Origin of the sequence: uncultured Draconibacterium sp. (assembly GCF_913063105.1) — a bacterium.
Classification (GTDB): domain Bacteria; phylum Bacteroidota; class Bacteroidia; order Bacteroidales; family Prolixibacteraceae; genus Draconibacterium.
This window is the reverse complement of sequence record NZ_CAJXYQ010000006.1, coordinates 70,252-93,210: the sequence shown is the minus strand read 5'-3', so window position 1 is coordinate 93,210 and position 22,959 is coordinate 70,252. Positions and strand designations below refer to the sequence as shown.

The following is a 22,959-nucleotide window of genomic DNA, read 5'->3' as shown; positions in this document are numbered from 1 at the left end:
TTTTTTGGATTTAAATGAGAATACAAACATAAAAAAGATTTCTGATTATGGTGGGTGTCTGCACTCAATCAGCCCGAAGGAAATTTGTGGTAAGAATAAAAGCTTAACTTTGGGCACGAATTAAGAAAACCAGCGAAATGACCAAAGGCATTTTTATATTTCTGTTTATAATTACTTTTTTTATAAACACCAGTGCTCAAAAAGATACACTTTCTTATCTTTTTATGGGGCATACTTATCAATATCATACACCTGGCGATAAAGTCGATTCCCGAATAGAAAAAATGGATCTTGGAACTTATGATGGTATTTGGCTGGGAGGAGATGTTTGTTCTGAAAGTTTGATGTCGTATTCCACTTTAGCCTATATCGATAGTATTTTCGATTTAAAAAAACAAACAACAATGTGGGCTCTGGGGAACCATGATACCCGAAACGGCAACTGGGTGTGGCTTGAAGAAATTACCGGTAAAAAAACATATTATACAACGCATTACAAAGGCATAACATACATTGTTTTAAATACCAATCTAACACCTTATGATTGCGAACAGCTAAACGATCAATATAAAATAATTGTTGATGTATGTGATAGTATCAAAAACTCTTCACATCTGGTTTTGTTAATGCACCATGGGATTTGGGCCGGGGTGCCAGGACTTCCACCTCCGTCAACTTATGCACAAAGCAATCTGGTTTATTACAATTTTAATTGTTATTCGGAAGGAAGTACCTTTGTAAACGAAATTTATCCGCGCCTTGTTGAGGTAAAAAATAGGGGCATAGAAGTATTGTGCATTCTTGGAGATATGGGCGCTAAAAAGATCGACATTGAATCGGATGACGGTATCCATTTTTTGGGAACGGGATTAAGCCGGAGTTATTATACCGATCCTGAAGAACGAAAAAAAGCAGCGCCTGATTGGGCAATAGTATTTAAGCATGTCCCAACTAACAGTTGGCTCGAATGGGAGTTTGTAGACTTTGATGAATTTACCGGCTATACTTATGAATAACCTGTTTGCCGGTTTGGATAAGTTTCCCTTCTCTTTCTACCCTGTAAATATAGGTTCCGTCCTGAACGTATAGTTGAATTGTGTTTTTAGTATTAGCCTGAATCGGCTTTTCCAGAATTTTTTCCCCTTTTAGAGTAAAAAGCGAAAAAGATAATTCGGTATTGTTCGCGGTGACAGGCTCAACAATAAATTGTTGAAAAGCCGGATTTGGATAAACAATAAGAGAGGTTGCCGAGTCGGTGGGTAAAATGCTGGAAATAAGTTGGGTGTTACCGTCTTTTGAAAGCTTATATAATACGATATCCGTTTTACCCAGTTCGGCAACATTTGTCCATCCTGTAAATACCACTCCTGAATCGGGCGTTGCCACAATTCCTGTAGAATAATCAGATTCATTGGAGCCAAATGTTTTACTCCAGATAAGCTCACCGTTTATGTCGGTTTTTATGATATAATGATCGGGTTTACCATTATTGGAGAAACTTGCACTTGTTGCTGAAATATAGATATTTCCGTCAGTACCAATCACCAGTTTTTCGCCATATTCAAACTCTTGTCCGCCATAAGTTTTAATCCAAACTTGCTCCCCCTCCTCGTTTATTTTCATTAAGAAAACGTCAAAACTGCCCTCTCCGAAACTTTGGGTTGAGCCACAAACCAGGTAGCCTCCATCTGTTGATGTTATAATATCTTTTGCCCAGTCGTGGCCGTTTCCTCCAAAAGTTTTATACCATACTTGTTCTCCGGTTTTGTTTGTTTTAACCAGTAAAATATCAGCGTCATGCGTTAGAAAATCGGTTTGTGTTGGGTTGTAAAAACCATTTTCAGTTCCCGCGAGAATTAATTCTTCGGCCTGATTTTCTATAAGGCTAAAACCATAGTCGACATAGGAAGGGCCAAAGAAATTTTGCCATTCCAGATTTCCTTTATTATCCGTTTTTACAATATACATATCGCCGAAATCGGTTCTGGAGTTTGAAAAACCGATCATTGCAAAGCCACTGTCTTTTGTTCGGATCATATTCATTCCCTGGTCCTGGAACTCGGTTCCGTAGTATTGTTCCCAATCTTTATCTCCGTTGGTTTTCAATTTTACCAGGTGCATATCAACATTAGGAAAGCCATGGTCGTACGCGCTACCCAGAATGTAAAAACCATCATCATCGACAATGATTTGGTTGGCAACATCATGCTTTGGAAAACCATAAACATATTTTTTTTCAACCGAAGCATTCGACCTGATTTTTAATACATAATAATCAAGAGCGCTTTGGGCATCTTTTCGGGTTGTACCAACAATGTAATATGCTCCTTTGTATAGTTTTATCGAATGCCCAAAATCCTGTTGTTCCGATCCAAAAAGTAATGGCTCCTGGCCATAAGCACAGAAGCTGGTTACAGAAAGGAATATACTTAAAATTATTAACGTACTTTTTTCCCAATTCATATGAAATAAATATCAGGCGAAGTTAAAAAGATTATTGTTGAATTGTTAATTTTGCGAATTCTTATTGAGGTCTATGCCATATTTGCAAGTAAATAAAATTATCGTCTTTTTTTTGTTGTTTTTGGGATTCGCGTGTTCCTACGATTCAAAAGAACTTTCTGAACTTAACGAGGTTTATTTATGCAATGCCGAAAGTATGGATGAGTCAAAACACCACTTTCTCGATTCAAAAGGAAGTAAACAGGGCTTTGGTAATATCGACAGGCGCACAAACGAAACAGCACAATCAGGAGAATACAGCATAAAACTTATACCTAAAAGCCCTTATGGTTTTACAACTGATGTAAAAGGGATAGGCCCCGATGAGTACCTTCGGGTAACAGCATGGCGGAAAAATCAGAATAATAGCGGAGTAATTGTTATCGATGGAGGAGATGGTTTTTACAACGCCGGTAAGTTTGTTGTTGAGAAAAAGGCTGATGGTTGGGAAAAAATATTTTTAGAAGTTTTTACCCCTCCCACTTTCACAAAAGGTCAGGTGAAGGTATTTGTATGGAATAATAGCCCTGATTCGGTTTATTTCGACGATCTTCAAATAGAACACAGGAAAACAAAAGATTATCCCGTTTATGAAAAAACTGATGGTTTGCAGTTGTACATCGACGACAACGATTTAAGAAAGTTAAATGACAAACGGTATATTGCTTTCGAAACCGGGGTATTGGTAAATAACGATGAGGATTATTCGAATGTAGTATTGTTTGACGGAAGTGATTTTTTAGATGCAAAGTTTCGTCTGAAAGGTGATTTGGTCGACCATATACGTGGAGATAAGTGGTCGTTTCGATTTAAATTGAAAAAAGGATTTACCTGGAAACATCTCAAGACTTTTTCGGTTCAGAATCCAATAACACGAAATTTTCTGGATGAGTGGCTGGCACATCAGATTTTTGAGAAGGAAGATGTACTTACTACTCGTTATGGTTTTGTTCCCGTAAATATTAATAATCGTTCGCTTGGCATTTATGCCTGGGAAGAACATTTTGAGAAACAACTTGTGGAGAGTAGAAATCGTCGCGAGGGGCCAATTCTGCGCTTTGATGAAACCTTAATGTGGCAGCGAGTACTCGAAACCAACGTTACAGGACGCGAATGGAATATCGATTATTTTGGAGCTGCTCCGGTAATTCCGTTTAAAGTTGGTCAGGTTACCGCAGACTCGCTTATGCTTGAAAAACTTGAGGAGGGTCAGAAACTTTTGTATCAATATAAAAACAGGACAAAGCCCGTTTCACGGATTTTTGATTTAGATAAATTGGCGCAATATTACGCATTGGTAGATATCACCCAATCGTACCATGGTTTTACCTGGCATAATCAGCGTTTTTATTTTAACCCGGTAACTTGTTTGCTTGAGCCAATTGCTTTTGATGGATATATAGAAGGAGGAGTTTATAAACGTTTTGATGAGAAGGTCTCGGGGATGTTTAATCCCGAAAGTATAAGCACTTTAAAAGAAGAAGAGCTGATGCTTATGCAGGTATTTTCAGATAGCTTGTTCAACCTCAATTACCTTCACTATCTTGAAAAATACAGTTCATCTGAATTCATTAAAGACATAATTACCAATTATAAAAACCAGGCTGATTCGTTAAATCAACTTATTCAAAAAGAATTTCCTTATTATCAGTTTAATTTTGAAAGTTTAACAGAACAGGCCAAATGGGTTCGGGAAAATTTAGCAGAAATAAAAGAAAATGTAGAAAAAATCGGGCAGCAAGTAGTAAATGAGAATAGTAATGAAAACACTTCTGACCTGAATAAGAACCTGGTTCCATTGTTGGTTCATGCTTATTACGATCGTGAGAAACAAAGTTTGCAATTGCTGAATTACCACAATGCTGAAATAAAAGTATTGGGCGCATTTATGAAAGACCGTATGCCCGAAAGTTTTGATCCGGCGCCAGTACTTCCTGCCTACAAGGCAGATGGTATGAAAATCCTTTCCGTTCCGCTTGATGAATTGCCAGAAAGAATATTGTTTTCGGTTGGTTCGGTTATGTTGGAAACAGAGGTGTATCCATGGAAATATTCGGAAGGTTTAAGTACCCGGCAAGCACTTGAAGAAACACCACAGCAGTTAACTCTGGTTGATGGAAAAATTATTTTTGACGGGGAGTATGTTTTTTCCAACGATATATTTATCCCAGAAACTGTTGAGGAAGTTCAATTTAATGCAGGTACTCGGATGGATTTTGTTCATGGAGCCGCTTTTATATCTCTAGCACCGGTAAAAATGCTGGGTTCTCAAGAAAAACCGATAAAAATATATTCAAGCGATCATTCGGCGCAAGGATTTAATGTTATTCAGCCAGGTGAAAAATCAAAAATGAACTTTGTTCAATTTAGTGGATTGGGAAGCATGCATAAAGGAGGATGGCAGTCGCCTGCTGCGGTTGCTTTATACGAAGCCGATGTTGAAATGGAAAACTGTATATTTGCGTCCAATTTTAATTGCGATGATGCTCTGAATATCGTGCGTTCTCAATTTCATGTGCAAGATTGCCGGTTTGAAAATACGTTTGCCGATGCTTTTGATTCTGATTTTTGCTCAGGCAAGGTTGTACGATGTACTTTCAATAAGATTGGTAACGATGCCATTGATTTCTCGGGGAGCCATGTAGACATATCGGGGTGCACCATGTATGATATTAGCGATAAAGCAATTTCCGGAGGAGAGCACTCGTTTTTGAATATTACAGAATGTATCATTGATAAAGCCAATATAGGTGTGGCATCAAAAGATATGTCTGAACTGGAGCTAGATAGAATAGAGATGAGCCATATTGTTTATGGATTGGTTGCTTTTGTTAAAAAGCCTGAATACGGTGCGGCACAAATTACAATCAATAATTTGAGAATGAAAAATAATATGATTTTTCACCAGATAGAAGAAGGGTCTGTATTGATCTTGAATGGAGAAAAAATTTACGGAAGAGAAAAAAATATAGCAGAAAAATTATATCAATAAACACTTAATTATGGATAAATGGAACCTGTTTCAGCGGTTTTTAATTACTGAAAATGCACAAATTTCGATATTAGATTTTGTAATAAATTCGGTTATAATACTGGTATTGTCGTTTATTTTGGAATACACCTATTCCAGGTGTGCAAAAAGTTTATCGAGCCGAAAAGCTTTTGGGGCAAATTTCTTTTTGATTGCTTTTACAACTATGCTGATTATTTCGATTGTTAAATCTTCGTTGGCGCTATCTCTTGGTTTGGTAGGGGCACTTTCAATTGTTCGTTTCCGCTCGGCAATAAAAGAGCCTGAAGAATTGGCCTATTTGTTTTTTACCATCGCCATTGGTTTGGGCTTGGGAGCCAGCCAGCAAATAATAACTGTAATTGCAGCTTTTGTCCTGCTGACTATTATTTGGTTGAGGTTCTTGAGCTCATCAAAAACACGGAAACAAAATCTGTATTTAACTATCAGTAGTAATGGAGAAGGAAAGCCTAAGCTGGAAAACATTGATTCGGAGGTAATGGATATTTTTAAATCGTCGAAATTGGTGCGTTACGATGAATCTTCAGATTTAATTGAGGCAGCTTATTGGGTTGAAATAAGTAAGGCCACCGATTTACAGCAGTTTAAAGATAAAGTTCATAGTCTAAATCCAGGAGTTCGGGTTTCTTTTATCGATAATAATTCGTTTTAAAAAATGCAGGGATATACCGAATTAAATACATTTAGGTACGAGCGAAAGTTTGTAACCCATCCGTTAAACCGGTTGGCTACCGAGGCTATAATTAAACAAAACAACGCATTTTTTATTTCTGCATTTTCAAAACGACGAATTAATAACATCTACTTTGATACTCCGGGTTTCGATTGTTATTTTGATAATCTTTTTGGCAATGGTAATCGCTGGAAGGTACGTTTGCGATGGTATGGCGACGAATTTGGGAAGGTAGATTCTCCTATCTTGGAATTTAAAATAAAAAAAGGGCTGGTAGGTACAAAAAAATCATATAGTGTACCTTCATTTTATTTTAATAAAAAAGAATTTCATGCAAGAGCGCTAACAGGTATTTTTGATAACGCGACTTTACCGGCAGACGTAAGGGAAAAGCTTACTGGTTTGCAACCGGTTTTGTTTAATACATATTTAAGAAGTTATTATACAACGCTTAATAAAGTGTTCAGAATAACAGTTGATGACCAAATGGAATATTACAATTTAAGGCCATCGTGGAATCATATGCAACATTCGTTTAAGGAAGACCTGAAAGTGGTTGTTGAACTAAAATATAATAAGGAGCATAACGAAAATGCAGATCAAATCAGTAATCAGTTTCCTTTTCGTTTAGATAAAAATTCAAAATTTGTTTCAGGTTTAAGTCATTTCAGAAGTGAGATAGCTCATTAAATAATATTCTTTGCCTTACGGAAGTTTAGTGTAAATTTTTCCCCAGGCTTGCTCTCTTTCAAACTCTTTCGCTACCCGGCTGAAACTGGCAATAGAATCTATTTGTGTCTCCTCTCCAAATGAGGTACAATCGTTTAAAAATATTTCAGCTTCCTGATATTTTTTCAGGTTCATTACCTGCGAGAAACCTTCGTTAGAAGAAACATAACCAAGATGGGGATTGCGTAAACAAAAGATTAAGTTGAAACTGGCTGAGATAGGTTTGTCCTGCCAATTTTGTTCTTCGCAATATTTTACCATTTCCTTGTGTAATTTTACTACATGAACATAACCAAGGTCGCTGTCACTGTTCGTCTTTTTGGCTAAAGTATAATAGAGTGGTGCTGCTGTTACTAATCCAACTATTATAAGATTTAAGTACCACTGCTTAAATCTAGCCTGGATAAACAGTATTGATGTAATTGTTATAAAAAGAGCCAGAATGCAAAGCATGTAACGCTGCGTATAAAAGTTAAAGGCAGAAAATATTATAAACAACAGGCTTAATAAAAGAAGCAATGCAAGAACGTTTTTGTTCTCCAGTTTTTTCTTTTTTATAAAGATAAATCCCAATGCAACTACTACTGCAAACAGAATAAACTTTCTTCCATAACTGTTGTAAACAATGTTTGTTGCCATTTTTATTTTTCGCAACACTGATGTTAAACTCAACTCAATGTATCCTGTGTGTTCTTGAAAAAAGAATGATCCAAATTCTTTTTTATGCAGAACAAGGAACAGTGCGTATATTAGAATTGGGATGGATATCAGCAGGCTCTCAAGAATGTATTTACGCGATTCTTTGCCTGGTTTCAGGTAAATAAAAAGATGAAAAAGCAGAAACCCTGCAATAAATACAATACTTGTTTCTTTTGTTAATACCATTACTGAAGCTGACAATGCAAAGAGCCAATATTTTTTCGCCAGATAAAAGTGTACAGAAAATAATAATAAAAGCGTGATAAGCATTTCGGGTAAAAGAAATGTTGCCTGGGCCAAAAAGAGCGATTGTACGCTGAATAAAAGAATGGAAATGTTGGCAGCCCAGATACCGGCATGTTTTTTAACTAAAGCAAACAAAGCACCTAAGGTGGTTAGTGAAATAAGAAAGGGTAATATATGCACCCAGAATACTGACGTGCCAACCAGTCGCATCCACGATGATGACAGGAAAAAGAAAAATAAAGGATGCCCTTTGGCTTCCCAGAGTGATAATGCTCCGGGCATTAATCCCGGGCCATTTTCGTACATCTTAAAAACTGCCGGGAAATAAGACCAGGCTTCATCCCAAAAATAGGGCAGGCTCAACCGGGGATAAGTTAATACCACAAAAAAGACCAGAGGAAGCAGAAAAAAGTAATCTTTTATTTTATTAAAAATTTGATTCACCTGAGACAACATTTATAAAACAGACTGGTTTGAAACATATTTGATAATTGAAAGGTCGTCAAAATAGGTTAACTGACCTTTCGGATTCCAAAGATATATTTTTAGTGTGTCATTTTGTAGCTCAGGAGGTACATTTAATTTAACCCGCAGTAGCTCCCATCCCTGCTTGTCGGATAAGATGCCTGTGTGTTGCGATTTATAAAATGATTTATCATTCTTAGCTGATACAACCAATCGCCCACTATTGTTATCTGCTTTTCTCCAGATTGATATCTCGTAAACTTCGTTTACGTTTAAATTTTTCAATTCATAGTAAACCGCATATTCAACACTGCTATCCATTTTTACAGCATATTTTCCTGAACGTGCCTGATCATTTGTTCTGTTGTATGCGTTCCCAAAACTATTTTTATCCGATCCCAGATAAAACTGATTGTCCATACTTAGTTGCTCAGCATCAAAAACAATTTCTTCTGCAATTTGCAAAATCGAATTGGTATTTTTTTGCTGAAATTTAACAGAGTCCAATTCATAAACTCCCTGTACTCTTCCCTGATATATTTTTACAAGAGGAATACCAGATTGAATCATTTTGTTAGCTCCTTCATCATTCCTTGGCCCTCCAACAAATAGAATTTTATTTCCGGTTTGTTGAACTATTTCCTCGAGTGTTAATTCTGAATTCCAGCTTTGAAACATCTCGTGGGCATAGTTGTAAAAAAAGGTATTTGGGTAGATGGCATTTAAATGGGGAAGTAGCCGGTGTTGGGTATGTACATCGCCAAATTTAAGCGCCGAAAATTTGTTTAACGAATATGGGTAGTAATAAACAGGCGTATAATCAGAATACCTTTTATCAATTAATTCCTGCGTTGATTGCAGTTCTTCGTTTGTTAGTCTGTACCCTCGTTCTGCATATTTTATTTTCTTAGGCTGTATGAAAATGAAAAGAATAATCAGGGAACTAACCAATATTGGTAGAACTATTTTATCCGATTTAATAAGAAGTTTAATGTTAAAAAGTAATGAAATACCTGTTAAAAGTATTACCGGAATGAGGTAATGGTTTCCACTGTATTGTTTGGCCACCAGCAATATCCCGAAAATATTTGTAGCAGTTAAGCCCAGCAGGATTTTTGCTTCAATATCTTGTTTGTTCCTTTCCTGGTTATTCTTATTAAAAAAATAGTAATAAATCAGTGTGATGATTGAAATAATAGTTACCACTCCAAAAACAGGATTGTTTTGAATTATTTTAATCAGGTTTGGCAAATAGGTTGAAATATCCAAAAGGCCTTTATCTCCCTGCCCGTATTTACCGGTGTGGCTAAGCATATTTCTAAACCAGAAAAACATTCTTTTATATTCCGGTATTGCAGGAATGGTAAAAAGAATAAAAGAGAATACCAGGCTACCTAAATAGATGATTTTCTTTTTAATTCCCGGGAAAAGAATAAAAGGGAATAGTACAAGTGGCAAAAAAGTGGCTTTAGTTGCCAGGCCTGCTCCTGTTAATGCCGCAAAAGTTAATAAGTATTTTATAGTCAGTCTTTCTTTTGAAGTATAAAAAAAGAGTAGGGTAATAACATAAAGGCAGGTAAGAAAAAACAGGATTGGTTCCGGTGATATTTTTGTCCAGACATGATCGAGTGTGTTTGCACTTAAAAAAGTAGTCGTTTGTAATAGTATTCCAACCCATATAGAGCCTGTTTTTTTTAACGCAACGTAACCCAATAAAAATAAAATTAGTGCATTAAAAACTACAAAAACCAAATGGATGGTATTGACAAAAATAAGAGGTTCTTTTAGTACATGTTGTACAAGTGTTTCGTTATTCGGATTATCGAGCAAGTGCCTAAGCGTTATTGCTATAGCACCAATCTCCATAACGGTAGTTCCGGGATTATCAACATGTCCAACACCCTTGCCGTCGCAAATGGATGCTGCATTCGCTAAATAAATATAATTTGGATCGTTACCATAATTGGCCAACTCAATTGTGCTTCCTGCCCAAAGAAATAAAGCAGGCAGGAGTAGTATAATAAAATAATTAATCCTTTTTGGCAAAATGAGAAACAGTTTATTTGTTAATTAAATATCTTATTCTTCACCAATCCCCATCTGTGTAGCCTGTATTGGCAGGCGGTTTTTAATACTCCAATCGCATAAATGGTACTGTTTTTAATACTAATACTCGACGCATCGTCGAAATATTTGGTTGGGCAGGTAATTTCGGCTATTTCGTAACCGGCAAACCAGATTTGTGCCAGCATTTGGTTATCGAAAACAAAATTATCGGAGTTGGCATTGTAATTTACGGCTTCGAGTACTTCGCGCGAAAAAGCTCTGTATCCGGTGTGGTATTCCGAGAGTTTGGCATTAAGTAATATGTTTTCGATGAAAGTAAGGCCTCGGTTAGCAATGTATTTTATTAGTGGCATTCCTCCTTTTAGCGCTCCCTTTCCCAAAATTCTTGATCCCAAAACAACATGATATAAACCGTTTCCTAGCAAATTGGCCATTGCCGGAATTAACATGGGAGTATACTGGTAGTCGGGGTGGAGCATAATAACTATATCAGCACCAATTTCAAGGGATTTGTTGTAACACGATTTTTGATTTCCTCCGTATCCTTTGTTCTGTTCGTGTACAACAATGTGCTTAATCCCCAGTTTTTTACCAACTTCTACGGTTTCATCGTTGCTCACATCGTCAACCAGAATTGCATCATCAACAATGTTAAAATCAATCTCGTTATATGTAATTTCCAGTGTTTTTGCAGCGTTGTAGGCCGGTAGCACTACAACAACTTTTTTGTTATTGATCATTCGGTTTTCAGTTTTGAGCCGTAAAAATAACAAGAATTCACAGAAATTATTGTTTAGAAGTGATTATATAAATGAATGCCATTTTCAGTATATCCTGAAGAATGGCATTCATTTGTTATTAATGGAAAAACGTACAGTAACCTTATCAAAAGGAAAGTAAAATGACACTATAAACTAATCTTTCTCCTCCAGTTTGCTTTCATACTTTTTTAAAACAATTCTGATTACCTGGTACGAAACAATTATCAGTATCGGCCAGCTGAGCATTTCTATTATTGCATCTGTATACATATTTAAAGCTTTAATTGATTAGTAAACGTGCGATTCGGTTTTCATCTCTTCATCCGAAATCTTCTTCTTATTCATGGCCCGCCAAAAGTAAGTGATGTAAGCCAAAACAAACGGAATAAGCAACGAAACGTATCCCATTGCCACCAGTGTAAATTTACTCGACGATGCATTTTGTATCGTTAGCGAAGACTGCAAATCGAAGTTTGAGGGGTAAAAGGCTGTATTGTTAAAACCCGCAAGCAGAAATAGTGCAAAAACTGTGAGAACAGTTCCTACTCCGGCAAACCAAAATCCTTTGTTACTTTTCATAAAAACCGTTGAAATAATGCCCCATAAAACACCTACCACACCAAGCAAAAGGATGATGGTATTTAATGGCATTTGCAGCACATTGTGCAGGTATTTATAAGGTTCCATAAAAACCTTACCGGTGTCGGGATCTACTGCGTAGCCTTGTTTAAGTAACAGGGCTACCAGAAAGTAAAGAAAAAATAGCAGGAAAACGATACTACAGCGCAGAAGGGTTTTTCGGGCACGATTAACAATAGTTTTGTTATCAATGGTAAAAATGAAATACAGGTTGCCCAGTACGCGCGAAAGGAACAAAACGCTTAGCCCCAATGCCACGTTATGGAAGGTTAAAACTGCTTCCAGCCCGCGGAAAGGTGTTTGCCAGTCGACCTGGTTGAGCTGGTTTAGCGAAAACTCGGCACCGTTAAAGAACGTTCCAACAGCTGTACCCACCAGTAAAGTGCCTAACACTCCGTTTATTACCAAGAATATTTCGAAGGTTTTTTGTCCCAGGAAATTAGCGGGTTTTCGCCGGTATTCGTACGAAACTGCCTGTATAACGAAGGCTATTAAAATAGCCATCCAAACCCAGTAGGCCCCACCAAAACTGGTAGAATAAAAAAGTGGGAAAGAGGCAAAAAAGGCGCCGCCAAAAGTTACCAGGGTGGTAAAAGTAAACTCCCATTTGCGACCAAGTGTATTCAGTAGCATTGTTTTTTCATCTTCGGTTTTTCCTATTTGGAAAATTAAAGTCTGTCCGCCCTGAACAAACATCAAAAAGACAAAAAGCGCGGCAAGAATGGATACCAAAATCCACCAGTATTGTTGTAATGCGACATGCGATAAATTTTCAAACATCTTGTTTCCTCCTTGTTTTAATGATGTGGACCAATTTTAATCTGGCGAATCATAATTTTAATCTCGGCAATCATAAGCACGGTAAAAAGTACGGCAAAAAGCCAGAAGGTAACCTGTACCGACCCGGAGCTGATTCGTGTAACTGCAGCCATTGTGGGCATCATATCCTGCACTACCCAGGGCTGTCGGCCAACTTCGGCTACAATCCAGCCAGCCTGGCTGGCAATGTAAGCCAGCGGAATAGCAATAATCGACAGCCAAAGCAACCATTTCTTTTTGCCGATCGTTCCTTTCAGGGTAAACCAGAATACGAGTATAAAGCCCAAAATAAAAGCAAACCCCAGGCCAACCATTGTGTGAAAACTGTAAAAAGTTAAAGGTACATTCGGAACCATTTCCTGCACATCTTTAAAATAGCCATAGCCAAAATACCTGAAATAATTGTTCTGAAAATCAGCACTGGTTAGTTCTGCCTTCAGCTCTTCTGTTAATCGACTATCGCCATTTTTTTTGGCTGTTTTAAAGGCACCAAGTTTATTAATGGCCACTTTGCCACGTTCTATTTTTTCACTGGCCGACATAATGCCGTATTTCTCATTTCCCCGAACAATATCGTTAACTCCCGGAACAAAAGCATCCCAATCTAAAAAGGCCATGTACGAAAGAATATTCGGGATTTCCAGTTTTATGGTCATATCTTTTAGGTTCTCGTTGCTGGGGTCATTTTCCGATGTTGAGAACATTCCCACTGCAATTAAACCTGCCCCTTCGCTTCCGTTGTACAAACCTTCAAGTGCTGCAAATTTCATGGGTTGGTCGTTGGCAACGGTACGTGCTGAATTGTCGCCTGTCCAAACCACGTAAACCGACGAAAGCAAGCCAAAAATTGCCGCAACCAACATGCTTTTCCGAGCCAAAACCACTTCGCGTTTTTTAAGCAGGTACCATGCCGAAACGCCAATAACAAAAATGGCAGCCAGCACAAAACCCGACGAGGTGGCATGTAACCATTTATCGATGGCCATTGGCGAGAAAAGCACGTCCCAGAAGTTGTTCATTTCGTTGCGCGCCGTTTCGGGGTTAAAAATCATGCCCACCGGTTTCTGCATCCACCCATTGGCAACCAATATCCATAGTGCCGAGAGGTTGGCTCCGATAGCTGTTAGCCAGGTAGCTACCAGGTGCGTTTTTTTTCCAACTTTATTCCACCCAAAAAACATAATGGCAATAAATGTCGATTCTAAAAAGAAGGCCAGTATGCCCTCAATGGCAAGCGGAGCACCAAAAATATCGCCCACAAACCAGGAATAGTTCGACCAGTTGGTGCCAAACTCAAATTCAAGAATAATACCGGTAGCTACACCAATAGCAAAGTTTATCCCAAAAAGTGTCATCCAAAATTTGGTTATGCGCTTCCATTCTTCATTTCCGGTTTTTACGTAAATGGTTTCCATAAAGGCCAGAATAAACGTAATACCCAGTGTTAGCGGAACAAATAACCAGTGGTACATGGCAGTTAAGGCGAATTGCGCCCTCGACCAATTGACTAATGCTTCGCTGGCAATTCCAATTTCATTCATGCGTTTTTATTTTGTATTTGTTAAAACTTCCAGAACATGGTTGCTGCGTTCTTCGTCGCTGCTAAAGTTCGATTTCAGAAAATTGGGGAAGAAAAATACTCGGAGGATTACAAACATGATAAAAAGTTTTACCAGAATTATGATCCAAACCTGTTTACCCCAGTTGCTAAGATTTTTAAAACCACTGATGTAAAAACGGGCAATTTTGGTAAACGTATTTTGTGATGTCATACGGAACTATTTTATACGTTTTGTTCACTGAATGTGATGAATCAAATTTCGCAATAATAAGCATATGTTGAAAATAAAAACCTATTAAAATGATTCTAAATAGTACCTGCCGATGGAATTGAGGGGAGATGGCAAAGAGAAAATTGCAGGTTAAAGTTTTATTTTTCCGGCAAGGCGGGTAACAAAAGTGGCAAAAGCAACAACCGACACCGAGCTTATGGGCATTAAAATTGCAGCTACCACGGGGGATAGATTTCCGGTTAGCGCAAAACCAATGCCTATAATGTTGTAAAAGAATGAAATAGCGAAACTAAGTTTTACAATATTGAGCGAGGTTCGGGTGAAGCGAATAAAATTAGCCAGCCGGTGAAATTTATCTGCTTCAAGCACGGCATCGCTGGCAGGCGAGAAATGATACACTTTATCGGCAATTGTTAAGGCCACATCGCTTTGCATAAGAGCTCCGGCATCGTTAAGTCCGTCGCCGGTCATTAATACGGTATTGCCCTTGTGTTGTTGTGCTTCTATAAAAGCTGCTTTATCTCCCGGCTTTTGGTTAAACAACATGCGTTTCAGATCAAAATAACCGGAAAGATTATGTGCTTCAGCATCGTTATCGCCTGAAATAAGGAACAGATTAAATTTTTCTTTAAGGGTATTCAGCACTCGCCCAAAACCATCGCGGTATTGGTTGCTGATGGTAAAATGGCCTTTTTCATGGTTGTTTATGGCCACGTAAACCATCGACGTTTTATTTCCTCCGGCTACCGAAGAACCGGTGACATATTCTTCAGATCCGAGACGGACATCCATACCATTAACTTTTCCGAAAATGCCACGCCCGGCTACTTCAACAAAATGCTCAGGGGTTGTGTAATTCAGTTTATTAAAAAATTGCGCAAGAGCAGCACTTAACGGGTGGGTAGATTGTTTTGTTAAGGAAAATATAGCTTCTTCCTCGGTGTTGTTAAGTGCTGTCCCCGAATAGCTTACTTTGTTCTGGTTGGGCTGGGTAAGGGTTCCGGTTTTGTCAAAAACAATGGTGTTTATGTGCGAGAGTTTTTCAATAACATCGGTGTTTTTTATATAGAGGCCGTTTTTACCAAAAAGGCGCATCGTATTTCCAAAGGTAAACGGAATGGAAAGTGCCAGGGCACACGGGCAGGCAACAATTAAAACGGCAGTGAAAACAAAAATGGCGGTGTGCGAATCGCCTTTTGCCAGCCAAAAACTAAATCCGCCAAGGGCAATAGCTATAACAATTAGTGTAAAATATTTGCTAACCCTGTCGGACAACGTTTTTAATGTATCGCTTGGTTTTTCGTAAGTTTTATCCTGGTTCCAGAGTTTGGTAAGGTGGCTTTGGTTAACTTCCTTTTTTACCCTGATTTTAATAATTCCGCCCATTTGACGGCCACCGGCATAAATAAAATCGCCTTTCTTTTTTGCAACTGGCGCCGATTCGCCGGTTACAAAGCTGTAGTCAATCTGTCCATCGCCATCAATTAGTTCAGCATCAGCCGGAATAAGTTCTTTGTTACGAATAATCAGTTCGTCGTCCACTTCAATCTTTTCCAGCAGAATACTTTCTTCAATTTGTTTGTTTATTTTGGTTACTGCAATGGGGAAATACGACTTGTAGTTTCGCTCGAACGACAGCGCCTCGTAAGTTTTACTCTGGTACCATTTACCAACAAGCAAGAAAAAAATAAGGCCCGACAAGCTGTCGCTGTAACCCGGACCACCTGTAAAAATTACCTCGTAGCTGGTTACTAAAAAAAGGACAATAATTCCCAGAGCAATGGGTAAATCAATGCTGATATTCTTTTTTAACAGGTTTTTAATGGCCGAAATGTAATAATCGCTGCCACTGTAAAAAGCTACCGGAACCACCAGAATGTAACTTAAAATGCTAAACAGCGATTGTAGTTTTTCGCTCAGTGGCTCGCCATTAAAATAGGCCGGAAGGCTATAGGTCATTACATTTACAAAAACAAATCCGGCAAGGCCTATTTTGTACAAAAGCTTTTTGTACGATTTGTCTTCTTTTTTGTCGGCCAAACTTTGCGAAAGGTCGGGAATGTAATGAATTGAAGCAAGCAACTCTACCAATTGACGGAGCGTAATCTTCGTCTCGTCGAAGGTGATGTCAACCTCTTTTCGGGTGAAATTTACAAAAGAATGCCGAATGCCCTGATGCAGTTTTTGCAGGTGCTCGAGCAGCCAAATGCACGATGCGCAATGGATAACCGGGATATAAAATTTTACTTTCGATATGTTTCCTTCAGTAAATGAAATGAGTTTGGCTTTTACCTCGTCGTTATCAAGAAAAGCGTACTTGTTGCCAAATTCGGTGGTCGCTTCCACTTTTATCCCCGGTGTTTCTTCCAGGTTGTAATAATTGTAAAGTTTGTTCTCGTTCAGCAGCTGATACACAGTTTTACAACCGTTGCAACAAAATTTCAAATCATTCGAAATTACCGGACTATTGCCGCAATCGGCACCGCAGTGCACACAACTATTCTCCTGCTTCTTTCCCATCTTTCTTTTCGGTTGATCTTCTGTTGCCTAATCAGTTTTGCAGCAATCTCCTTTGCTTTCATTGTGCAAATCAGCACTCTCGCTTTCCAGGCTTTTCTCAAACTTCTGTTCTATTTTTTGTTTTGGCGGACTTAGGTAGGGTATACCCAAGCTTAAGCCCCGCAGTACAAAAAGAATACCAACCACAACAACCAGCACCGGAATTAGTTTGTTGATTTTATTACGAACAGCAAGCCCCAGCACGTTCCCGGCCAGCGAAATGGCCAGCAGCATAGGTATGGTTCCCAGTCCGAACAGAATCATGTATAACGATCCTTCGGCAATGCCGCCTGTGCCAATTGCACCGGCAATAGCCATATAAACCAGGCCACAGGGCAACAGGCCGTTTAACATACCTATAAAAAATAAACTTTGAAAAGACCGGATGGAAAACATCTCTCCAATTTTCTTTTTGAGTTTTCCTACAGCCGAAAACCAGCTCTTGTTCATGCTGTACTGGTTTTTAAACAGTTTTGGGAACAGCACAGAAATTATCATGAGGGCGCCCATTACAACCGATACCTTCTGTTGAAAACCAATTAGTTGCAGACCCTGCCCAAGTAGGCCAAATATAGCCCCCATAATGCCGTAAGTTATGGTCCGGCCGATATTGTACAGGGTACCTCCAAAGATTTTTTGTGGAACAGTATTTCCGTGAAGCGGCAGTGCAATGGCGATTGGCCCACACATACCGGCACAGTGAAAACTTCCCATTAATCCTAAAATAAGTGCTGATAGGTAAATAGTCATGGCATATGTTTTATTCTATAAGCAAAAATGGTGATTATTGTACATTAACGGGGCGCTCAATTTCGTATTTCACGCCCCCGGCATACCAGGAAAATTTTAAAATATAACGCCCGCTGATTAATGCTTGTTTGTCAAATTCAAAACGAAGGTTGTCAGTGCTTTCTTTGCCCAGAAATGAAGACTGGATATCTTTGGTGTAATCCGATGGCCGGAACATGTGAATGGTTCCGGAGTCAATTCTACTGATTAAGCTTTCATCAATATCAACAATAAAAAACCGTTCGTTTGATGAGGTTTTTAGTGCGTTGCCATAAGCTTTCGATCGGGAGCGTACCCGCATTTGTTCGGTATAGTCAACGCCCTGCTCGTAGTAATCTTTATGCACCAGGTTAACCTGCTGGCGTACTGCAAAAGTTATAAATACTGCCGATCCTAATAAAAAAAGTAGCAGAAAAAGAAAAATACCCGTCCCCCAATTAAATTTCATTCGTTATTTCTTAGTTGTTATACTGTACTGTTTATTGTAAAAAGTATGAGCCCATTTTATTTTACGGCCCCACAAATGTTGTTTTATAGGTTTCAATTAATTCATTATTGCTGAAAACACCAAATTCAACCTCTGTTTTGTCGCTGGTTACCTCGCTTTTTGGCAGAAAAAGAATAAAGGTCGATTCGTACATATCCTGATCTTTTAAAAGCATGGTGTTTCCGGCCATCTGGATTTTTCCATCATGAGAGGTAACACGCAATTCAAGCGGAAGTTCGTCGTGTGTTTTATTTACAATTTTAATGTTGTACACATTTGATAGTGTTGAATCCTGTTCCTGATAAAGCAGCCCCGGAGTCCGCAATATTGTTGTTTCGAGTACGGGTCTGGAAAAGAGGGTGTAAATAAAAAATGAGAAGATAAGCAGAAGCACTACCGAGTAGGCTCTGTTTCGGGCATTCCAGATGGAGTTTTGCTGCCCTTTAATTTGTGCCTCGGATGCATAACGAATTAAGCCCGGTGCTTTACCTGTTACGTGCATAATTTTGTTACACTGGTCGATACAGGCTGTGCAGTTTATACATTCAAGCTGCGTACCGTTGCGAATATCAATGCCGGTTGGGCATACCGAAATGCACTGTTTACAATCGGTACAGTCGCCACCGCCATGTCCTCCACGGGGTTCGCCGCGGATGTAGTCGTAGGTAACGGCTATAGATTTCGAGTCGAGCAAAACGCCCTGCATGCGGCCATAGGGGCAAACCATGGTGCAAATTTGTTCGCGAAAAAAGGAATACACCCAGTAAAAAAAGGCCGAAACAAGTAACATCACCAGAAAGCCTGAAATGTTTTCGAGAATGGGTTCCTGAACGAGTTGGAGCCAACGGTCGCTGCCAATAAACCACATCAGAAAAACATTGGTCATGGCTAAGGCGATGAGTATAAAAATACTATGCTTCAATGTTTTTTTAACAATCTTTTTTGTCGTCCATGGACTATTATCCAGCTTGTGTCGTTCGCGATAATCGCCTTCAATCAGGTACTCTATTTTGCGGAATACCATTTCAAGAAAAATGGTTTGCGGACAGGTCCATCCGCACCACAGCCGCCCGAAGGTAACAGTAAATAATACTACAAACAGTACAAACGAGAGCATTAGCAAGGCGAGGATAAAGGTATCTTGTGCCCAGAAAATGGCGCCGAAAATGATAAATTTTCTATTGGCAATATCAAGCAGAATAAAAGGATTGCCGTTGATTTTTAAAAATGGGACACCTACCCAAAACAAGAGTAAGAGCCAGGCAACAATGGTACGTCGGTTAAACCATTTCCCCGAGGGCTTTTTGGCATATACCCATTTGCGTCCCCCTCGTTCGTTCATATTTATCGGGTAATCCCTGAAATCGAGTTTTTGTTTTGCCATATGTTCAAATTGGTGCTAAAAAAGTGGGGAATGCTTTTCCCCAATTTTTTCATAAGTAGTATTTAATGTTATTCACATTTTTCGCCCTGTGCTTCTTTTGCATTTGCCGGGTTGGTGCCTTGCATGGTCATTACATAACTGGCTACTTTCTGAATTTTTTCATCGCTAATCTGGCCTTTAAAAGCAGTCATCCCTTTAGCCGGGTTGCCGTTTTTTATGATGTTAAAAACACTTTCAAAATCGCAACCGTTTAATGAGTATTCGTCGCAAAGGTTAGGCCCAATTGCATTTCCTTCGCCATTCATTCCGTGACAGGCCATGCAAGCCATATCGGTATAAATTTGTTTTCCTTCGGCAATTGAAGCTTCGTCGGTAAATGCAGTAAGCTCGTCAGCCGATAAGGATGCAATTTGGTATTTGTCGTCGTGTTTCATTGATTTTTTGGCGTATTCGGCATCCTGGTGGTCACCTTCCTTTAGCCAAAAATAATAGGCACCATACAAAATCGACCAGCCAATGGTAATGTAAAACATCAGCATAATCCAGCGCGGAGGAGGATTATCCAACTCTTTTATCCCATCATAATCGTGGTCCATTAGGTGTTCATCCTGATCGAGTATTTGTTTATTTTTATCTGACATAGCTAAACGTTTAATTTGAATTATTGAAGTCTCCGGGTTCACTGTCGAGTAATATGGAATTTTTGATGTCTTCCATTTCTTTATTCGGAATACGCATGGTTCGAATAAAAATTACTATAAAGAGAACGACAAAAATCAGTAATCCGATGATGTAAAAAATCTGGATTCCTTCAATGCTGGTTAATAAATTACTTACGATCTTCATGTTACTTGTTTTGTAAGGTAATTAAGATGTAACTGGTTAGCTGAGTAATTTGCTTTTCAGAGAACTGTGATTTATATGGAACCATTCCTTTGGCCACATTTCCTTCGGCAATTGATTTGTATACCTCGGCAGGCGAATTCCCGGTAATCCATTCATCGTCAACCAGGCTTGGGAAGGTGGCAATGCCTTTACCGTCGGCACCATGGCACACCACACAGGTTGTTTGAAATATTTTCTGCCCTGCTTGCAGGTCTTCAGCACTTTCCAAAAGTTTAACTTCTTTTTCTTCAGCAGCTTCGCTTACTGCTTCAGTATGCAATTCCACCTGGGCAACCTCCGGCTGTTCCGAAATGTCGCGGCCCAGCTTGTGCATGTAGGCAATCATGGCAACAATTTGTTTTTTGGCATCCGTTTCAATTCCCGATGCTTTAAGGTCAGCAACAATTCCTTCTGCCTGTGTAAGGTAGTCGTCAACTGCTTTTTCATCATAACCTTCTTCGTATGGAACCCCAAGCGTTTGCATCGCCCTTATTTTTTTAGGGGTTAGCGAAAGGTTTACGTTTTTAACGGCCAGCCAGGCATAGTTTGGCATTATTGATTGTTCATTCATTTTTTGCGGATCCATGAAGTGGTTGTAGTGCCAGGCTGCATTTTTATACATTGGCCCGCCAACTACACCGGCACGTGCCAGATCGGGGCCCGTACGTTTCGATCCCCATTGGAATGGATAATCATAAACAAATTCGCCAATTTTCGAGTATTCGCCATAGCGGTCGGTTTCCCAGCGGAAGGGGCGAACCATTTGCGAGTGGCAGACATAGCAGCCTTCTTTTATATACAAATCGCGTCCTTCCAACTCAAGTGGAGTATACGGTTTTACCGACTCGATGGTAGGAACATTGGATTTTATAAATATCATCGGGATAATTTCAACAGCACCACCTATGGCCAGTGCCACAAATACCCAAATTGAAAAACGAACCGCTCTTCTTTCCATCCAACGGTGTATGGTTTCTTTCAATGGGTTGCGCGAGCCGGCAAGAACAAGTGCCGGTGCCTCTGAAGGTTCGTCGTTAACAAAACTTCCGGCTGCCATTGTTTTAGCCAGGTTGTACACCATAATAATAAACCCAACCAAGAACAAAATACCAGCAACAATACGTGCCATATACATTGGTATCAACTGCGTAACTGTTTCCAGGAAATTTGGATACTGAAGGAAACCTTCGTCGGTGTAATTACGCCACATTAACCACTGCGTAACAGCTGCCCAATATAGCGGGATAGCATAAATTAATATGGCAAGAGTTGACAACCAAAAGTGAGTGTTGGCTAATTTCTCGGAGAATAGTTTTGATTTAAACAGTTTTGGAACCAACCAGTAAAGCATACCAAAAACAAGGCCGCCATTCCATCCCATTCCACCAATATGTACGTGTGCAATGGTCCAGTCGGTAAAGTGTGTAATTTGGTTTACTGATTTTAACGACATCATTGGCCCTTCAAATGTAGACATCCCGTAAGCGGTTACAGCTACAACCATAAATTTTAGAGCAGCGCTGTCGCGAACGCGGTCCCAGGCGCCACGTAAGGTTAACAACCCGTTAATCATTCCGCCCCAGCTCGGGGCAATAAGCATTATCGAGAATGTTGTTCCCAACGCTTGTGCCCACTCTGGCAATGCCTGGTATAAAAGATGGTGTGGCCCTGCCCACATGTATAGAAATATAAGCGACCAGAAGTGAATAATTGACAGCTTGTAAGAATAAATTGGCCGGTTGGCGGCTTTTGGCAGGTAGTAGTACATTAAACCTAAAAACGGTGTTGTAAGGAAAAATGCAACGGCATTGTGTCCGTACCACCATTGAACTACGGCATCTTGCGCTCCTGCGTAAATCGAATAGCTTTTAAACAGCGAAACCGGAAGCTCGAAGGAATTTACCACGTGCAACATGGCCACTCCCAAAAAGGTAGCCAGGTACCACCAAATGGCTGCATAAATATGTTGTACTCTCCGAACAATCAGTGTTCCAATCATATTCCATCCGAAAACCACCCAAATTATGGTAATTAGAATATCAATTGGCCATTCAAGCTCGGCGTATTCTTTTGAGGTTGTAATGCCAAGCAAGAGTGTAACAGCTGCCAATACAATGATGGTTTGCCAGCCCCAAAAATGAATTTTACTCAACGTGTCGCTGAACATTCTGGTTTTAAGCAGTTTTTGCATTGAATAATATACTCCTGCAAAAATGGCATTGCCTACAAAAGCAAAAATTATGGCATTGGTATGCAGCGGTCTAACCCTTCCGAAGGTGGTAAATTCGAGTCCGAAGTTGAACACCGGAAAAGCTAACTGTGCCGCAGCAAGAACCCCTACCAGAACGCCAACAACACCCCAAACCAGCGTAGCCAGAATAAAAAGCTTTACTATTTTGTTGTCGTAATTAAATTTTTGATTTTCCATAAG

The 22,959-nt window shown here is 39.3% G+C and carries 18 protein-coding genes; 4 read left to right on the top strand and 14 right to left on the bottom strand.

Features of this window, described 5'->3' with window-relative positions; all coding sequences use genetic code 11:
* Positions 1–137 precede the first annotated feature (137 nt).
* On the top strand, positions 138–1,016 hold the full coding sequence (locus tag QZ574_RS07690; protein ID WP_297088493.1) for a hypothetical protein: 879 nt from the start codon (positions 138–140) through the stop codon (positions 1,014–1,016).
* Here the strand turns inward: QZ574_RS07690 and QZ574_RS07685 are convergent.
* Complete coding sequence (locus QZ574_RS07685; RefSeq protein WP_297088491.1) at positions 994–2,463, bottom strand: T9SS type A sorting domain-containing protein; 1,470 nt, start codon at positions 2,461–2,463, stop codon at positions 994–996. The two genes, QZ574_RS07690 and QZ574_RS07685, sit on opposite strands and share 23 nt — an antisense overlap.
* A gap of 73 nt (positions 2,464–2,536) precedes the next feature.
* Between QZ574_RS07685 and QZ574_RS07680 the strand changes: the two genes are divergently transcribed.
* Genes QZ574_RS07680 through QZ574_RS07670 form a run of 3 tightly spaced genes read left to right on the top strand, consistent with a single transcriptional unit; the run spans position 2,537 to position 6,896 of the window.
* Positions 2,537–5,494, top strand: a complete 2,958-nt coding sequence (locus QZ574_RS07680; RefSeq protein WP_297088490.1) for a CotH kinase family protein — start codon at positions 2,537–2,539, stop codon at positions 5,492–5,494.
* 10 nt (positions 5,495–5,504) lie between these two features.
* Positions 5,505–6,185: a DUF4956 domain-containing protein gene (locus QZ574_RS07675; protein WP_297088487.1), complete on the top strand. Its 681-nt coding sequence runs from the start codon at positions 5,505–5,507 to the stop codon at positions 6,183–6,185.
* A 3-nt stretch (positions 6,186–6,188) separates the two neighbouring features.
* A complete protein-coding gene (locus QZ574_RS07670; protein ID WP_297088485.1) occupies positions 6,189–6,896 on the top strand; it encodes a VTC domain-containing protein in 708 nt (235 codons plus the stop codon).
* A 15-nt stretch (positions 6,897–6,911) separates the two neighbouring features.
* On the opposite strand, the gene QZ574_RS07665 is transcribed toward QZ574_RS07670, so the two are convergent.
* From QZ574_RS07665 to ccoN, 13 genes are all read right to left on the bottom strand, one after another.
* Positions 6,912–8,324, bottom strand: a complete 1,413-nt coding sequence (locus QZ574_RS07665; protein WP_297088483.1) for a glycosyltransferase family 39 protein — start codon at positions 8,322–8,324, stop codon at positions 6,912–6,914.
* A gap of 12 nt (positions 8,325–8,336) precedes the next feature.
* A complete protein-coding gene (locus QZ574_RS07660; RefSeq protein WP_297088481.1) occupies positions 8,337–10,391 on the bottom strand; it encodes a hypothetical protein in 2,055 nt (684 codons plus the stop codon).
* 20 nt (positions 10,392–10,411) lie between these two features.
* A complete protein-coding gene (locus QZ574_RS07655) occupies positions 10,412–11,152 on the bottom strand; it encodes a glycosyltransferase family 2 protein (protein WP_297088479.1) in 741 nt (246 codons plus the stop codon).
* Positions 11,153–11,461: 309 nt separating this feature from the next.
* A complete protein-coding gene (gene cydB / locus QZ574_RS07650; protein ID WP_297088477.1) occupies positions 11,462–12,592 on the bottom strand; it encodes a cytochrome d ubiquinol oxidase subunit II in 1,131 nt (376 codons plus the stop codon).
* Positions 12,593–12,609: 17 nt separating this feature from the next.
* Positions 12,610–14,172 (bottom strand): cytochrome ubiquinol oxidase subunit I, encoded by a 1,563-nt coding sequence (locus tag QZ574_RS07645; protein ID WP_297088476.1) that lies wholly within the window; start codon positions 14,170–14,172, stop codon positions 12,610–12,612.
* A 6-nt stretch (positions 14,173–14,178) separates the two neighbouring features.
* Positions 14,179–14,403 carry a DUF4492 domain-containing protein gene (locus QZ574_RS07640; protein ID WP_297088474.1) on the bottom strand — a complete coding sequence of 75 codons (225 nt, stop codon included), beginning with the start codon at positions 14,401–14,403 and terminating at the stop codon, positions 14,179–14,181.
* Positions 14,404–14,553: 150 nt separating this feature from the next.
* Positions 14,554–16,944: a heavy metal translocating P-type ATPase metal-binding domain-containing protein gene (locus QZ574_RS07635; protein WP_297088472.1), complete on the bottom strand. Its 2,391-nt coding sequence runs from the start codon at positions 16,942–16,944 to the stop codon at positions 14,554–14,556.
* A gap of 27 nt (positions 16,945–16,971) precedes the next feature.
* On the bottom strand, positions 16,972–17,733 hold the full coding sequence (locus QZ574_RS07630) for a sulfite exporter TauE/SafE family protein (protein ID WP_297088470.1): 762 nt from the start codon (positions 17,731–17,733) through the stop codon (positions 16,972–16,974).
* A 34-nt stretch (positions 17,734–17,767) separates the two neighbouring features.
* Positions 17,768–18,220, bottom strand: a complete 453-nt coding sequence (locus QZ574_RS07625) for a FixH family protein (RefSeq protein ID WP_297088468.1) — start codon at positions 18,218–18,220, stop codon at positions 17,768–17,770.
* Positions 18,221–18,281: 61 nt separating this feature from the next.
* Positions 18,282–19,643, bottom strand: a complete 1,362-nt coding sequence (ccoG, locus tag QZ574_RS07620) for a cytochrome c oxidase accessory protein CcoG (protein ID WP_297088467.1) — start codon at positions 19,641–19,643, stop codon at positions 18,282–18,284.
* A 68-nt stretch (positions 19,644–19,711) separates the two neighbouring features.
* Positions 19,712–20,284, bottom strand: a complete 573-nt coding sequence (locus QZ574_RS07615) for a cbb3-type cytochrome c oxidase N-terminal domain-containing protein (protein ID WP_297088465.1) — start codon at positions 20,282–20,284, stop codon at positions 19,712–19,714.
* Between the two features lie 10 nt (positions 20,285–20,294).
* Positions 20,295–20,489, bottom strand: coding sequence for a hypothetical protein (locus QZ574_RS07610; protein WP_297088463.1), 195 nt, complete (start codon positions 20,487–20,489; stop codon positions 20,295–20,297).
* A gap of 1 nt (position 20,490) precedes the next feature.
* Positions 20,491–22,956 (bottom strand): cytochrome-c oxidase, cbb3-type subunit I, encoded by a 2,466-nt coding sequence (gene ccoN, locus QZ574_RS07605; protein WP_297088461.1) that lies wholly within the window; start codon positions 22,954–22,956, stop codon positions 20,491–20,493.
* Positions 22,957–22,959 lie beyond the last annotated feature (3 nt).

Excerpts from the sequence above, each read along its gene's own strand:
- QZ574_RS07690 (WP_297088493.1), top strand. The coding sequence starts at position 138 with ATGACCAAAGGCATTTTTATATTTCTGTTTATAATTACTTTTTTTATA.
- QZ574_RS07685 (WP_297088491.1), bottom strand. The coding sequence starts at position 2,463 with ATGAATTGGGAAAAAAGTACGTTAATAATTTTAAGTATATTCCTTTCT.
- QZ574_RS07680 (WP_297088490.1), top strand. The coding sequence starts at position 2,537 with ATGCCATATTTGCAAGTAAATAAAATTATCGTCTTTTTTTTGTTGTTT.
- QZ574_RS07675 (WP_297088487.1), top strand. The coding sequence starts at position 5,505 with ATGGATAAATGGAACCTGTTTCAGCGGTTTTTAATTACTGAAAATGCA.
- QZ574_RS07670 (WP_297088485.1), top strand. The coding sequence starts at position 6,189 with ATGCAGGGATATACCGAATTAAATACATTTAGGTACGAGCGAAAGTTT.
- QZ574_RS07655 (WP_297088479.1), bottom strand. The coding sequence starts at position 11,152 with ATGATCAATAACAAAAAAGTTGTTGTAGTGCTACCGGCCTACAACGCT.
- cydB (WP_297088477.1), bottom strand. The coding sequence starts at position 12,592 with ATGTTTGAAAATTTATCGCATGTCGCATTACAACAATACTGGTGGATT.
- QZ574_RS07645 (WP_297088476.1), bottom strand. The coding sequence starts at position 14,172 with ATGAATGAAATTGGAATTGCCAGCGAAGCATTAGTCAATTGGTCGAGG.
- QZ574_RS07640 (WP_297088474.1), bottom strand. The coding sequence starts at position 14,403 with ATGACATCACAAAATACGTTTACCAAAATTGCCCGTTTTTACATCAGT.
- QZ574_RS07635 (WP_297088472.1), bottom strand. The coding sequence starts at position 16,944 with ATGGGAAAGAAGCAGGAGAATAGTTGTGTGCACTGCGGTGCCGATTGC.
- QZ574_RS07630 (WP_297088470.1), bottom strand. The coding sequence starts at position 17,733 with ATGACTATTTACCTATCAGCACTTATTTTAGGATTAATGGGAAGTTTT.
- QZ574_RS07625 (WP_297088468.1), bottom strand. The coding sequence starts at position 18,220 with ATGAAATTTAATTGGGGGACGGGTATTTTTCTTTTTCTGCTACTTTTT.
- ccoG (WP_297088467.1), bottom strand. The coding sequence starts at position 19,643 with ATGGCAAAACAAAAACTCGATTTCAGGGATTACCCGATAAATATGAAC.
- QZ574_RS07615 (WP_297088465.1), bottom strand. The coding sequence starts at position 20,284 with ATGTCAGATAAAAATAAACAAATACTCGATCAGGATGAACACCTAATG.
- QZ574_RS07610 (WP_297088463.1), bottom strand. The coding sequence starts at position 20,489 with ATGAAGATCGTAAGTAATTTATTAACCAGCATTGAAGGAATCCAGATT.
- ccoN (WP_297088461.1), bottom strand. The coding sequence starts at position 22,956 with ATGGAAAATCAAAAATTTAATTACGACAACAAAATAGTAAAGCTTTTT.